This is a genomic window from Nesterenkonia muleiensis, assembly GCF_003600155.1.
Classification (GTDB): domain Bacteria; phylum Actinomycetota; class Actinomycetes; order Actinomycetales; family Micrococcaceae; genus Nesterenkonia; species Nesterenkonia muleiensis.
The window spans coordinates 22724-35517 of record NZ_QWLD01000013.1; the positions used below are offsets into that span (position 1 = coordinate 22724).

The 12794-nt window shown below is 66.6% G+C and carries 12 protein-coding genes and 1 riboswitch; of the genes, 8 read left to right on the forward strand and 4 right to left on the reverse strand.

Annotation, left to right across the window (positions count from 1 at the left end; translation table 11 throughout):
- The first annotated feature begins 37 nt into the window (after positions 1-37).
- Genes DVO78_RS04080 through DVO78_RS17460 form a run of 7 tightly spaced genes read left to right on the forward strand, consistent with a single transcriptional unit; the run spans position 38 to position 6995 of the window.
- Positions 38-3037, forward strand: a complete 3000-nt coding sequence (locus DVO78_RS04080; RefSeq protein WP_120003545.1) for a Na+/H+ antiporter subunit A — start codon at positions 38-40, stop codon at positions 3035-3037.
- A complete protein-coding gene (locus DVO78_RS04085) occupies positions 3034-3564 on the forward strand; it encodes a Na(+)/H(+) antiporter subunit C (RefSeq protein WP_120003546.1) in 531 nt (176 codons plus the stop codon). Before DVO78_RS04080 ends, DVO78_RS04085 begins: the two co-directional genes overlap by 4 nt.
- Positions 3564-5264, forward strand: coding sequence for a Na+/H+ antiporter subunit D (locus DVO78_RS04090; protein ID WP_120003547.1), 1701 nt, complete (start codon positions 3564-3566; stop codon positions 5262-5264). The genes DVO78_RS04085 and DVO78_RS04090 overlap by 1 nt, the downstream gene beginning before the upstream one ends.
- A complete protein-coding gene (locus DVO78_RS04095) occupies positions 5264-5884 on the forward strand; it encodes a Na+/H+ antiporter subunit E (RefSeq protein WP_202912081.1) in 621 nt (206 codons plus the stop codon). Before DVO78_RS04090 ends, DVO78_RS04095 begins: the two co-directional genes overlap by 1 nt.
- Positions 5881-6387, forward strand: coding sequence for an MrpF/PhaF family protein (locus DVO78_RS04100; RefSeq protein WP_120003549.1), 507 nt, complete (start codon positions 5881-5883; stop codon positions 6385-6387). Before DVO78_RS04095 ends, DVO78_RS04100 begins: the two co-directional genes overlap by 4 nt.
- The gene (mnhG, locus tag DVO78_RS04105; protein WP_120003550.1) at positions 6384-6770 is read left to right on the forward strand and encodes a monovalent cation/H(+) antiporter subunit G; all 387 of its coding nucleotides are present in this window, start codon (positions 6384-6386) and stop codon (positions 6768-6770) included. The genes DVO78_RS04100 and mnhG overlap by 4 nt, the downstream gene beginning before the upstream one ends.
- A gap of 48 nt (positions 6771-6818) precedes the next feature.
- Positions 6819-6995 (forward strand): hypothetical protein, encoded by a 177-nt coding sequence (locus DVO78_RS17460; RefSeq protein ID WP_157983863.1) that lies wholly within the window; start codon positions 6819-6821, stop codon positions 6993-6995.
- 166 nt (positions 6996-7161) lie between these two features.
- Here the strand turns inward: DVO78_RS17460 and DVO78_RS04110 are convergent, their stop codons facing one another.
- On the reverse strand, positions 7162-7434 hold the full coding sequence (locus DVO78_RS04110; RefSeq protein ID WP_120003551.1) for a DUF4235 domain-containing protein: 273 nt from the start codon (positions 7432-7434) through the stop codon (positions 7162-7164).
- 52 nt (positions 7435-7486) lie between these two features.
- On the opposite strand from DVO78_RS04110, the gene DVO78_RS04115 reads away from it, so the two are divergent.
- Positions 7487-8305, forward strand: coding sequence for a carbon-nitrogen hydrolase family protein (locus DVO78_RS04115; RefSeq protein ID WP_120003552.1), 819 nt, complete (start codon positions 7487-7489; stop codon positions 8303-8305).
- A 96-nt stretch (positions 8306-8401) separates the two neighbouring features.
- Here DVO78_RS04115 and DVO78_RS04120 read toward each other — a convergent pair whose 3' ends face one another.
- The 3 genes from DVO78_RS04120 to DVO78_RS04130 all read right to left on the reverse strand — a co-directional run bounded on the left by DVO78_RS04120 (position 8402) and on the right by DVO78_RS04130 (position 12731).
- A complete protein-coding gene (locus DVO78_RS04120; RefSeq protein WP_238385132.1) occupies positions 8402-10951 on the reverse strand; it encodes an ATP-binding cassette domain-containing protein in 2550 nt (849 codons plus the stop codon).
- Positions 10948-11562 carry an ECF transporter S component gene (locus DVO78_RS04125; protein ID WP_120003554.1) on the reverse strand — a complete coding sequence of 205 codons (615 nt, stop codon included), beginning with the start codon at positions 11560-11562 and terminating at the stop codon, positions 10948-10950. Before DVO78_RS04125 ends, DVO78_RS04120 begins: the two co-directional genes overlap by 4 nt.
- Positions 11553-11664, reverse strand: a riboswitch (TPP riboswitch). It overlaps the preceding gene by 10 nt.
- 110 nt (positions 11665-11774) lie before the next feature.
- Entirely contained in the window at positions 11775-12731 is a 957-nt protein-coding gene (locus DVO78_RS04130) for an aminotransferase class IV (protein WP_120003555.1), read from the reverse strand.
- Positions 12732-12794 lie beyond the last annotated feature (63 nt).

Genomic DNA, 12794 nt, shown 5'->3' on the forward strand with positions numbered 1-12794 from the left:
CCGTCCGTTGTTGTCAGAACGTTGAAAGGGTACCTCTATGCTCACCGTGCTCGCTGTGCTCTTTGCAGTGAGCATCCTGGCCCCGGTTCTCTACTCCTGGTGGGGGCGGAACACCTTCTACGTCCTTGCGGCGGTGTTGGTGGGTGCCTTCGTCTGGACCCTTGCCTATGTTCCGGAGGTGATCGGGGCCGATCAGGCCGCTGCGATCGGTGAGCCGAACGCGCCGCCGGCAGAGGTCGTCGAATGGATCACCCAGCTCGGTGTTGAGCTGGCCTTCCGCATGGACGCTCTGGCGCTGGTGATGTCCATGCTCATCACCGGTGTGGGCGCGGCGGTCATGCTCTACTGCGCCCGCTACTTCGCCGCAGATGAACGTGCCGCCGGTCCTTTCGCCGCCCAGCTCTTCGCTTTCGCCGCCGCCATGCTGGGACTGGTGCTCTCCGATGATCTGGTGATGCTCTTCATCTTCTGGGAGCTCACCACCATCTTGTCCTTCCTGCTGATCGGCTATTCGGCACACCGCATCTTCGCCCGCCGCTCCGCCATCCAGGCGCTGGTGGTAACCACCTTCGGCGGCTTGGCCATGCTGGTGGGCCTGCTCTGGATCGGTGAGCTCGCCGGCTCCTACCGGCTCTCCGAGATCCTGGCCCAGTCCTCCGAACTGAGCGGGACTGCGGTGGATCTGGCCATGGTGCTGATCCTCATCGGTGCGATCTCCAAGTCCGCACTGGTGCCCTTCCACTTCTGGCTTCCGGCCGCGATGGCCGCCCCCACACCGGTCAGCGCCTATTTGCACGCCGCCGCCATGGTCAAGGCCGGTGTCTACCTGGTGGCGCGCTTCGCCCCCGGTTTCCACGACACCGCCTTCTGGCTGCCGATCGTGCTCATCCTGGGTCTGGCCACCATGCTCGTAGGCGCCTACCGGGCCCTGCGGCAAACCGATATCAAGCTCGTGCTCGCCTACGGCACTGTCTCCCAGCTGGGCTTTCTGATCATGGTCAACGGCCTGGGCACCGAGGACGCCGCCCTGGCAGGCATCGCTATGCTGCTGGCCCACGGGCTGTTCAAAGCCGCGCTGTTTATGGTGGTCGGCATCATCGACCACAAGACCGGCACCCGAGACCTGCGCAAGCTCTCCGGGGTGGGGAAAAGCCAGCGCCCGCTGCTGATCATCTCAGTGGTCGCCGCTGCCTCCATGGCCGGGCTGCCCCCGCTGTTCGGATTCGTGGCCAAAGAGGTGGTCTTCGAGTCCTTCTACGGCTACGCCGAGGTCAACGGTTTCTGGGGCTGGCTGGTCCTCGCCGGCGTCGTGCTGGCCTCGGCGGTCACCGTGGCCTACTCAGCACGTTTCCTCTGGGGCTCCTTCGCCACCAAGCACAAGGAGCCCACCACCTTCCACGGCCGGCCCGACGCGGTGTTTCTGGTCGCCCCGGCCGGGCTGGCTGCCCTCACGCTGATCTTCGCTCTGGTGCCGGGACCCCTCCAGACCCTGATTGAACCTTTCGCCACCCTGTTCGAACCAGCGGATCCAAACATCGACCCCACCTACCTGGCCCTCTGGCACGGACTGACCCCGGTGCTCGGGCTCTCCGTGCTGGCCTGGGTGCTCGGCCTGGGAGCCTTCTGGCTGTTCGGGCGGATCCCGGACCCCCAGCGGACGGTGCCGGAGTCGCTGGACGCCGAACGGATCTACCGCAGCTCAATCCGCGGCCTGGACGACACCGCTGCCTGGTTGACCGCCAAGACACAGCGCGGTTCGCTGGGTTGGTACCTATTCATCATTATCGCCGTCGCCACGGCCTTCCCTACTGGGGTGGTGGCGCTGACTGGCCAGACCGTCCCGGACCACGTGATTCTGGCCGAGGAGCCGCTGCAGGCGATCCTCGGGGTGCTCATCATCGCCGGTGGGCTCGGTGCCATCTGGGCGCCCAAGCGTTTTATGGCCGTGCTGATGGTCAGCCTCTGCGGCTGGGGCATCGCCGGGCAGTTCGCCCTGCAGGGGGCACCGGATCTGGCGCTGACCCTGCTGCTGGTGGAATCCATTGTGCTGGTGGTCTTCGTCCTGGCGCTGCGCACCCTGCCGGCCGGAATCTGGACCAAGAACCCGACCCGATTCCGCGCTGGACGTGCCCTGCTGGGTGCGGCGTTCGGGCTCATGGTGATGACCGCCGCGGCCCTCTCCATGGACCAGAGGGTCGAAGAGCCGGTCAGCGTGGAGTACCCCTGGATGAGCTACGACGTCGGTCACGGCACCAATATCGTCAACGTCACCCTGGTGGACATCCGCGTCTGGGACACCTTCGGCGAGATCACCGTGCTGGCAGCTGCCGCCACCGGTGTGGCCAGCCTGATCTTCGTGAAGCGGCGCGACGTCCAACGCCGCCAGCTCCACGAGGTGCCCACCGGATCGGTCGGCCGGGTGCTCTCGGACAAGGCGCTGTCGCCGAGCCAGGTCAAGGAGATCCAGGTGGCGCGCAGCTTCGCCACCGTGGCCCGCGAGGCCTGGCTGGTGGCTGGCCGCACTGTGGCCCCCGAGCACCGCTCGATCATCTTCGAGGTGGTCACCAGGCTGATGTTCCACGCGATCATCCTCCTTTCGCTCTACCTGCTGCTGGCCGGGCACAACACCCCAGGCGGCGGTTTCGCCGGAGGCCTGCTGGCCGGACTGGCCTTCGTGCTGCGCTACCTGGCCGGCGGCCGCTACGAGCTTGAGGCTGCCATCCCGTTCTCCGCAGGTGCCCTGATGGGCTGGGGGCTGGCAGTGGCCTGCTTCACCGGCGTGGTGCCGCTGCTCTTCGGCGGGCAGATCTTCCAGAGTTTCATTGTGGACCTCAGCATCCCGGTGCTCGGCGATCACCACCTGGTCTCCTCCGTCCTGTTCGACGTCGGCGTCTACCTGGTGGTTGTGGGGCTCATCGTGGATGTGCTGCGCAGCCTCGGCTCTGAGATCGATGTTCGCAGCGAGCAGGAGAACCGTGCAGATACCTCGATGGGACACGACATTCACTCCCAGACCTCTCTGGGGGTGGCGCGATGACCATCAACCTGACCCTGCTGATCGTCATGGGCGTGATGTTCGCGGTGGGGATCTACCTGCTGCTGGAGCGCTCGCTGACCCGCGTGCTGCTGGGCATCATCCTGATCTCCAACGGGGTGAACCTGCTGCTGCTGCAGAGCGCCGGCCGTTCCGGGCTGCCGCCGATTGTCCGTGATGGGCTGGTGGCCGAGGACTACTTCGACCCATTGCCCCAGGCGCTGCTGCTGACCGCGATCGTGATCGCCTTCGCGCTGGTGGCCTTCATGCTCGCGCTGATCTACCGCTCCTGGGTGATGGGCCGCCAGGACGAGGTCGCTGACGACGAGGAGGACCGCCGGGTGGCCGCTGCCGTCGGAGCCTATGATCCGGAGGAGGACGCCGAGGTCGGCACTGAGACCTCCGAGTTCATTGACACCGTGGATCCGGCCACAGGCTCGGTCAGGGTGGTCGACGCCGCTGAACGCAACAGTGAAAACGCCGCTGAGGACCACGGCGTTGATCACAGCACCGGAGAGGGGGAGCGCTGATGGAGGTTGACCTCATCGAGTTGGTGCCCCTGGCAGTGCTGCTGCCGCTGTTCGGCGCCGCCTTCGCCTTCGCGTTCTACCGGAACCAGTCCACCCAGAAGACCATCACCATTGCCACTCTGGTCGCCACCGCGGTGCTGGAGATCCTGTTGCTCTCCGAGGTCTGGGTCAGCGGCACCCATGCGGTGCACCTGGCCGGCTGGCCCGCCCCCTTCGGCATCTCCATGGTCATCGACCGGTTTGCCGCTCTGATGCTGGTGGTCTCCTCCCTGATCACCATGGCGGTGCTGTTCTACGCCGTCGGCCAGGGCGCGGCCGAGGAGAAACAGGACTCCGGCCCGGTCTCGATCTTCTACCCCACCTATCTGATCCTGGTGGCCGGAGTCTCCAACGCCTTCCTGGCCGGCGACCTCTTCAACCTGTATGTGGGCTTCGAAATCTTCCTCACCGCGTCGTACGTGCTGCTCACTCTTGGCGGGGGTGAGGCCCGCATCCGGGCCGGTGTGACCTATGTGGTGGTCTCAATCCTGTCCTCGATGCTGTTCCTGATCACCATCGGGCTGATCTACTCGGCCACCGGCACGGTGAACCTGGCCGATATGGCGCTGAAGCTCTCCCAGCTGGACGAGGGCACCCAGCTGATGCTGCACGTGATGCTGCTGGTGGCCTTCGGCATCAAAGCAGCAGTGTTCCCCCTGGCGTTCTGGCTGCCGGACTCCTACCCCACCGCCCCGGCACCGGTCACCGCAGTCTTCGCTGGTCTGCTGACCAAGGTCGGCATCTATTCGATCATCCGCACCGAGACCCTGCTGTTCCCGGGGGAGCAGCTCAGCACAGCGCTGATGATCTTTGCCGGACTGACCATGATTGTGGGCATCCTCGGCGCGCTGGCGCAGACGGACATCAAACGTATGCTGTCCTTCACCCTGATCAGCCACATCGGATACCTGGTGTTCGGGCTGGCGCTGAGCAGCGTGATCGGTATGGCGGCCACCGTGTACTACGTGGCCCACCACATCACCATCCAGACCACTCTGTTCCTGGTCACCGGACTGATCGAACGCCGCTCCGGGACCTCCAATGTGGACCGGCTGGGCGGGCTGGCCAAGATCTCCCCGGTGTTGGCGCTGCTGTTCTTCGTTCCCGCGATGAACTTGGCGGGCATCCCCCCGTTCTCCGGCTTCGTGGGCAAGCTGGGCATGATGCAGGGCGGGATCGCGGAGAACACCTGGATCACCTGGACGCTGGTGTTCGCCTCTGTGCTGACCTCCCTGCTCACCCTGCTGGCGGTGGCACGGATCTGGTCCCGCGGATTCTGGCGCAAGACTGAAGACGCCGAGGATCCCGGAGAGGCTCTGGCGCACAAGACTCTGGCTCATGCCCGGGCGGCCAATAAGCGGCTGCTGCCGGTGCAGATGATCGCTCCGACAGCCCTGCTGGTGGGCATGTCAGTAGCCTTCACGGTCTTCGCCGGGCCGTTGATGGACTTTTCCCGGGACGCGGCCCAGGACATGTACGAACGCACCCCGTATCTGGAGGCGGTTCTGGGCGAGGAGCGTGTGGACGGTGTGCGCGAAGAACTGGTGGAGTTCACCACACATCATGTGATCGACCTGGAGACCGACGACGACGGCGCTGCCGAGTACGCGCCCGTGCGCACCTCGCTGGAACCGGACAGCGCCGAAGGAGGGGATGACTGATGCGCCGGCCAAGAACCCCGTTCAGGCTGGAACTGCCGCTGATCCTGTTCCTGGGCTTCTTCTGGATGGCGGTGTGGCAGAGCTTCGATGTCGGCACCTTCATCCTGGGGCTGATCTACGCCACGGTCGTGGTGCGGGTCTTCTACCTGCCGCCTCTGCGCGGCACCGGACGGTTCAACCTGTTCTGGGGACTGGTCTTCGCCGTCCGGTTCCTGGTCAAGATGGTCTTCGCCAGCTTCCAGGTCTCCTGGATGACCGTGGCGAAGGGACCGCGGGTGCGCAACTCGATCATCTCTGTGCAGCTGCGCAGCCACGATGACCTGATGATCACTCTGGTCGGCCATGCCCTGGCCCTGGTCCCGGGTTCTCTGGTGCTCGAGGTGGACCGCACCACCGCTACCCTCTACCTGCATGCGCTTAACGTCTCCGACGAGCCTGCCGCCGAGCGGATCCGCCAGGATGCCCTGCGCACTGAGGCGCTGCTGATCCGCACCCTGGGCAACCCCTCAGATGTGGCGGTGGTCAAGGCTGAGGCCCGGCTCGGCCGGATGCCCGGGCTGTCCACGACCGAGCGGGAGATGCCGGTTCCCGCACGTCCCGAGGCAGGTGAGCAGGCATGAGCATGTTGGACTACGCCTACTGGATCACCCAGGTCCTGCTGGCCATCGGTGTGATGTGCTCGATCTACCGGGTGTACAAGGGCCCCTCCGTGCTGGACCGGGTGATCAGCGTGGATGTGATCCTCATCATCGTCGGCTCGGTGATGCTGGTGGACATGATCTACCACCGGCATACCGACCACATTCTGTTCGTGGTGGTCACTGCGGTGATCGGCTTCCTCGGAGCGGTGGCGATCGCCCGTTACGTGGCAGTGCGCGAGCCGGGCACTGAGGAGGGCCATCGTCATGCCCAGGCCATCGGCGGCGGTCGTGCCCCGGAGCCGGAGACCCCTGCCTCGGCCTCCGGGCTGGCGGCTGCCAACAGCGGCCGCTCCGCGGCTGGTCAGCTGGAGGACGAGTCCACCTCCTGGTTCGCCGACCTGGCACGTTCCGGCTTTGTGCCCAAGCGCAAGAACGACGACGAGAGCACCGGTCAGGGCTCCGGCGGAGGTGGAAGAGCATGACCCTGGATGCGATTCTTGACGGGACCGCCGCGGTCTTCATGGTGATCGGCGGACTGATGTCCCTGGCCGCCGGAATCGGACTGCTGCGCTTCCCCGACCTGCATTCGCGGATGCATGCGGCGACCAAGCCCCAGGTGCTGGGACTGCTGATGCTGGTGCTGGCGGCCTCGATCATGTGGCGAAACTGGCACTGGGTGCCGATCGCCCTGCTGGCCTGGGGCCTGATGATCCTTACCGCGCCGGTGAGCGCCCACGTGGTGGGCCGGGCCGGATACCGCACGAAGCATATGCGGGCTGATCTGCTCGCCGACGATGAACTGGCCAGTGCGGTCGACCGGCTCTCCCAGCCTGGAGGGGTGCGCCGCGAGATCAAAGACGAATAAGCCGCCCTTCACGCCTCAAGCGCCGATTCAGCAGATAAGCTTAGAGACATGCTTCAGAAGATTGCTTTCGGTGCCATCACGATTCTCGCCGTTGTGGCGGGCATCATCATGCTGACCGGCGACCCGGTGGTGGCCGCCTCCTTCGCCTTCGGCGCTGCTGTCCTCTCCGGGGTCAGCCTGGCCTACATCATTGGCCGGGACGGCAAAAAGACCGCATCTTCCTGAGGCGCGGCACTGGCTTCTTCAGGCGTGAAGGCCGCGGTAACGCGGCCGAGAGGCGAGCGGGGTTTCTCCGCCCCCGGGAGACCCGATTGAGCCGAACGGAATGCTGCGCTTGCGCACGTATTTCCGAGGCGATTGAGGGTTGGCGCGCCGAAGGCGCGACACCAACTCAGACCTCTGAGCTCTTGCCGTAGGAGGCCCGGAGCTTAGCGGTGGCCTGCTTAGCTCCGCGCTGGGAGAGCACCTGGACGGCAGCGGAGATGGCCGCGGAGGTCACCGCGAACACCAGAGCCTTCTTGATCGAGACGGCATCGATCTGGTCATCCTTCGGCGCGTTCTCACCGGTGACCTGCTTCCAGCCGATCTCGAAGATCTTGGAGGCCACGAACCCGCCAGCCATCGATACACCGATCGTCACTGCCTTATCCATCAGCTTGTCCATGGTCCCAGCCTAGCCCAGGCTGGCCAGGACTGCACCGCAGTAGAGTGAGAGCATGAAGATTGCCGCAGCACAGATCGTCACCGGTGAGGACCCGCAGGCCAACCTGAAGCTCGTCGAAGAGTGGACCGCCCGGGCCGCTGAGGCCGGTGCGGAGCTCGTGGTGTTCCCCGAGGCCGTCCAACGAGCCTTCGGCTATTCGCTGACACCCATCGCCGAGGAGGTCTGGGGGCCCTGGGCAGATGAGGTCCATATGATCGCTCAGCGGCACGGCGTCGTCGTCGTCCTGGGCATGTTCACTCCCGGGGAGCCCAATGACCAGGGCAAGCCGCGGGTGAAGAACACGCTGCTGGCCGCCGGTCCCTCGGTGTTCGTCAGCTATGACAAGCTGCACCTCTATGATGCCTTCGGCTTCCAGGAGTCACGCACCGTACAGCAGGGGGAGCGGGTGGTGCGCTTCGACACCCGCGGGCTGCGGTTCGGCCTGGCCACCTGCTACGACATCCGCTTTCCGCAGCTGTTCCAGGCCCACGCCGCCGCCGGGGCCCACGTCACCATTGTCCCGGCGTCCTGGCAGGCAGGACCGGGCAAGGTGGAGCAGTGGCGGACCCTTGCGGTGGCCCGGGCCCTGGACTCCACCCAGTACGTCATCGCCTGCGGCCAGGGCCTGCCCTCAGCCGCCGGCGTGGATGCCCCTCAGGGCGCTCCGAGCGGGGTGGGGCATTCGCTGATCGTCTCACCCACCGGCCAGATCCTGGCAGAGGCCGGAGAGGAACCTGAGCTGCTGATCGCCGAGATCGACGCCGAGGCTGTCGAGGGAGCTCGCAAGACCATCCCGGTGCTGGTCAACGCAAGGACTGACCTGGATCTGTGAGGACTGCAGCGTAGCGGCCGGTCCGACTTCAGGCGTGATGGCCGGCGTCAGCCGGCCGAGGGCCGAGCGCGACCTGCGCGCGCCGGCGGGACCAGCTCAGCCGACCCAGACCACGTTCCAGGTGCCGGCGGCGATCGCCGCAGCCGTTGCCGATGCGGCGATGACAAAACCGCCGAGGACCACCGCGGCATCGGCCCGGGTGAAGCTGGCCTCGCGGGCCCAGGTCCGCGGCCCAGCCCTAAACCCCCGGGACTCCATGGTGACCGCCAGCCGGGTGGCCATTCGGATCGCCTGGACCAGCAGCCCAAAGGCCTGGGAAAGGAACCTGGTGCCCAGTCCGCGGGCTCTCCGGGCATGGCCCAGAGTGGTCCAATGCTCGGCCAGCAGCCCCAGCAGTCGCATCGCGGCCAGCGCGCCCAGCACAAACCGGGCTGGGAGCTTCAGCTGCTGGGCCAGGGCATCGGCCAGGTCGGTGGGGTCCGTGGTGGAGAAGATCAGCACGCTGGGCAGCACGATCGCAAACGCGCGGGCTCCCAGGGCCAGACCCATCTCCAGTGAGCCGGTGGAGATGGTGGTGATCCCAAGATCCACCAGCACCCGCCCAGACTCCTCCGCGGCGATGGCCGCTCCCCAGACCGCCATCAGTGCGGCTACGGCGAAGATCCAGATCCGCTTCAGAAAGGTCAGCAGGCGAATATCGGCCACCGGAAGCAGCGCGAAGCTGGAGGCAGCCACCACCGCTGCGGAGACCGGATCGATGGTGGAGATCAGGGCGACGGTGATGAAGGCCAGGGCGATCAGCTTCGCCATCGGCCCCCGCCGGCCCAGCCAAGAGATGTCCCGCACAGCGCTCAGCAGCGGAGTACCGGCTGGCACTGGCTGGTCCTCCCCGGCTGTGGCCTGGTGGTCTTCTGCATTCGTCGTGGGGCTTTCGACTCTTCGCGTAGCTATAGCGGCACGATCTTTCGAAAGCTCCGCGACAAATGGGCTGGAGGGGCGGGGGAGGGCAGGTGGTGGGGAGGTGACGTCGTACTCTTGGGCATTCAGGGCGTGGAGGAACTCGCGGTCGTGGGTGACCGCCAGGACGGTGCCCCCGGCATCCAGATGCTCACGCAGCAGCCCGATGAGCTCGGTGAAGGTGTGGGCATCCTGGCCGAAGGTCGGCTCATCGAGCATCAGCACCTCCGGTCCTGCCGCCAGGGCGGTGCCCACCGAAAGCCGGCGCTTCTCACCGCCGGAGAGGGTGAAGGGGTTGGCCTCCACCAGATCGCGAAGCCGCAGTCTGTCCAGCAGCCGGTCCACCCGCTCGGTGACCTCCTCCCCGGTGAACAGCGGCTGCTGGGTACCGGGTACCCGAGCCTGCTCGGCCGAGAGCCGCAGCTCATCCTCCACCGTGTGACGGACGAACTGATGCTCCGGCTCCTGGAACACCGTGCCGATGCGCGAGGTCAGATCGGCTGAGCGCCACCGGTGGGGAGAATCCGGCAGGTGGGCACCGCGATCGCCCTTCAGATCCGCCCCGGCGCTCAGCACCCCGCCATGGGGCTCCAGCAGCCCGCCGAGGGTGAGCATCAGGGTGGACTTCCCCGCCCCGTTGCGTCCGGTGATTCCCTTCGCGGTGCCGGGGAAGAGGCTGATGCTCACCCCGGAGAGCACCGGTACCGGCGGCGGGGCCTTGCGCCAGGACTTCCGCGGGCTGCGCCGGTGGACGGCCAGTTCGCGACCCTTCAGCAGAGCCTCCCTGGCTGCTCCAGTGTTTTCTCCCACCTGGCCGAGCAGCTCAGGGGTTGAAAGCGATGAGAACCCTCCGGGCAACCCTGGGGAGGGGGTGAACGACGCGGCTGGGCTCCAGGGCGGCAGCGAGCCCACGGGGTCATGGTCCGGAACCCAGAGTCCAGCCTCGATCAGTTCGGCCCGCAGCGTGTGGTCGGAATGGATCGCTTGGGCCGGGACCCGGTGCCGGACACCACCGCCGGGCTCCAGGACGACCAGCGTGTCGACATGATCCACCCAGGTGGCCAGCCGGTGCTCGACCACCAGCAGGGTGGCGGAGGTGGCCCTCACCGCCTCGATCACCGAGTCGCGGACCTGCTGGGTGCCCTCAGGATCGATATTGGCCGTGGGCTCATCCAGCAGCAGCAACCCAGGCTGCATGGCCAGAATCCCCGCCAGCGCCAGCCGCTGCTTCTGGCCCCCGGACAGAGCAGCACTGGGGCGGTCCAGCCGAAGATGCCCCAGGCCTACCGCCGCGAGGGCTCCGGAGACCCGGGCGGGGATCTCTGCGGGCGGGACTGCCAGGTTCTCGCAGGCGAAGGCCACATCGTCACCGATGCGGGAGAGCACCACCTGGGACTCCGGGTCCTGCTGCATCAGCCCGGCCCGACCACGGGCCTGCTCCGGGGGAAGCCCGTCGAGCAGAAGCTGGCCAGCGGAGTCGGCGCCGTCATTGTGCAGAACCCCCGCCAGGGCATGGAGCAGGGTGGACTTCCCGGCTCCGGAGGCACCGGCCAGCAGCACCTTCTCACCGGGTGCGATCTCCAGGTCGAGCCCGGACAGCGCCGGCTGCTGACGGTCTGCGTGCTGATAGGTGAACTCTTCGGCGATGACCCGGGTGCCCATGGCCAGGGCCGTATGCGCCCTCGTCATCGGTGCAGGGCGCGCTCACGGTGCGCCTTGCGGGACTTCAGCGGTCCCAGGACCCCGGTGGCCGCGAGCCCCCGGGTGGCCAGCCAGGGGAGGACACCGGCAATCACCGCCCCGGAGACGGCAAAACCGGTGATGTGCACCGCCGTGCCCGCGGCGTCGTACTGATAGTAGGCGGCGATGAAGTTCTCGTTGATGCCGCCGGCCAGGCCCGCTGCCGCGCCGGCCAGCACCGCCACGTCCAGGGTGAACCGGCGGTAGAGGAAGATCAGCAGGATCACTTCGGCGCCCACGCCTTGGACGAACCCGGAGAGCAGCACGCCGAGGCCCCACTGCGAGCCCAGCAGTGCGGACACCGCCGCGGCGACCATCTCGCAGTAGATCGCAGCACCGGGCTTGCGGATGATCAGTGCGCCCAGCACCGCGGGGAAGAGCCACATTCCCGCCACCAGGGAGGCAGTGGGCGGGTAGGCCACAAAGAGCGTGCTGACTGCGTGGTAGGAGAGGTTCCAGCCCCAGAAGATCACCCCGGAGGCGACGGCGAGGGTGGAGACGACGACGATATCGCTGACGGTCCAGCGAGCGCGTGAGGGCGCATGTGCAGAGATGTTCATACTCGACTTCCTTCGCAGGTTCTAACCTGTGCAGGTTCTAGGGTCAGGGCCTTGGGCCCACTCTCAGCGCCTCATGCAACGGACGCTCCCCTGTCGGACATATTCAGTTCTGCCGGCGGGGGAACCCCGCTCGGCTCTCGGTCAGCTGAAGCTGGCCTTCACGCCTGAAGTCGACCCGTTCGTTTCACGCGGACCTCAGCGTATGGACCAGCCTACACCTCTCGGGGGTAGGTCAGCGCCAGATCTTCGGCTAAGAACTCCATCAGCTGCTGGGTGTAGGACTCGCTGACCTGCATCTGAGCCTCGTCGATCTGCCGGATCGGCGAGGCCAGGCGGACTGAGGAGATCAGCCACGCGTGCTCTGCAGACCTCAGCTGCTCCGGGGTGATCGGCCCGTAGCGCAGACCCCACCCCTTCCGCTGCGCCGCAGCGAAGATGGCCCCCTGACTGGTGCCCGGCAGGATCCCGGTCCTCAGGGTGGGGGTGGTCAGCTGCGGCCTGCCGTCCTCGGCATGGCTGAGCATCAGCAGGGTGGAGGTGGGCGCCTCAAGCACTTGGCCGTCACTGGTGTGGAAGACGACGTCGTCGTGCCCGTGCTTGGCAGCCCACCGGTAGGCGGCCATATTGACCGCGTAGCTGAGAGTCTTTGCCGAGAGCATCAGCCAGGGTGCCCGCGCGGAGGCGGTGGAGTCGTAGCCGCGGTCCAGAAGCATCACCGAGATGGGTTTACCGCGGGCAGCCTGCATGGACTCCGAGACCGGGGTCAGCAGCACCCAGTAGGTGCCCGACCAGCGGGGGTCCTCACTGGCCGGCTCACCGTCGACGCCGCGGGTAGCGGTGAGCCGCACCGAGATCTCCTCCGGCAGGCCACGACGGGTGCGGAACTCCTCCAGGCCCAGCTCTACGGCAGCGCGCCAGGACTCCTCAGGAGGCAGTCCGATCTCAATGATCTCGGCCGAACGGCGCAGCCGGTCAAGGTGCGGGGCGAATTTCCGGACCCCACCGCTGACCACCAGCATGGTCTCGAAGATCCCGTCGCCGCGCACGGCGCCCAAGTCGGTGACGCGCAGCTGCGGCTGGTGCGGATCGAAGATGATTCCCTTAGGGTGCTCCGCGTCGATCCGGACCCCCACTGCGCGCAGCGCGTCTTCCTCAAAGCGTTCAGCCATGCTGCAAGCCTATACCCGCCGCCGGAAGTCATTAGGATGGTGATAATGGACGCGATGGGTGGG

Bases quoted from the DNA above. Each gene is read 5' to 3' on its own strand.
- DVO78_RS04080 (WP_120003545.1), top strand. From the start codon at position 38: ATGCTCACCGTGCTCGCTGTGCTCTTTGCAGTGAGCATCCTGGCCCCG.
- DVO78_RS04085 (WP_120003546.1), top strand. From the start codon at position 3,034: ATGACCATCAACCTGACCCTGCTGATCGTCATGGGCGTGATGTTCGCG.
- DVO78_RS04090 (WP_120003547.1), top strand. From the start codon at position 3,564: ATGGAGGTTGACCTCATCGAGTTGGTGCCCCTGGCAGTGCTGCTGCCG.
- DVO78_RS04095 (WP_202912081.1), top strand. From the start codon at position 5,264: ATGCGCCGGCCAAGAACCCCGTTCAGGCTGGAACTGCCGCTGATCCTG.
- DVO78_RS04100 (WP_120003549.1), top strand. From the start codon at position 5,881: ATGAGCATGTTGGACTACGCCTACTGGATCACCCAGGTCCTGCTGGCC.
- mnhG (WP_120003550.1), top strand. From the start codon at position 6,384: ATGACCCTGGATGCGATTCTTGACGGGACCGCCGCGGTCTTCATGGTG.
- DVO78_RS17460 (WP_157983863.1), top strand. From the start codon at position 6,819: ATGCTTCAGAAGATTGCTTTCGGTGCCATCACGATTCTCGCCGTTGTG.
- DVO78_RS04110 (WP_120003551.1), bottom strand. From the start codon at position 7,434: ATGGACAAGCTGATGGATAAGGCAGTGACGATCGGTGTATCGATGGCT.
- DVO78_RS04115 (WP_120003552.1), top strand. From the start codon at position 7,487: ATGAAGATTGCCGCAGCACAGATCGTCACCGGTGAGGACCCGCAGGCC.
- DVO78_RS04120 (WP_238385132.1), bottom strand. From the start codon at position 10,951: ATGACGAGGGCGCATACGGCCCTGGCCATGGGCACCCGGGTCATCGCC.
- DVO78_RS04125 (WP_120003554.1), bottom strand. From the start codon at position 11,562: ATGAACATCTCTGCACATGCGCCCTCACGCGCTCGCTGGACCGTCAGC.
- DVO78_RS04130 (WP_120003555.1), bottom strand. From the start codon at position 12,731: ATGGCTGAACGCTTTGAGGAAGACGCGCTGCGCGCAGTGGGGGTCCGG.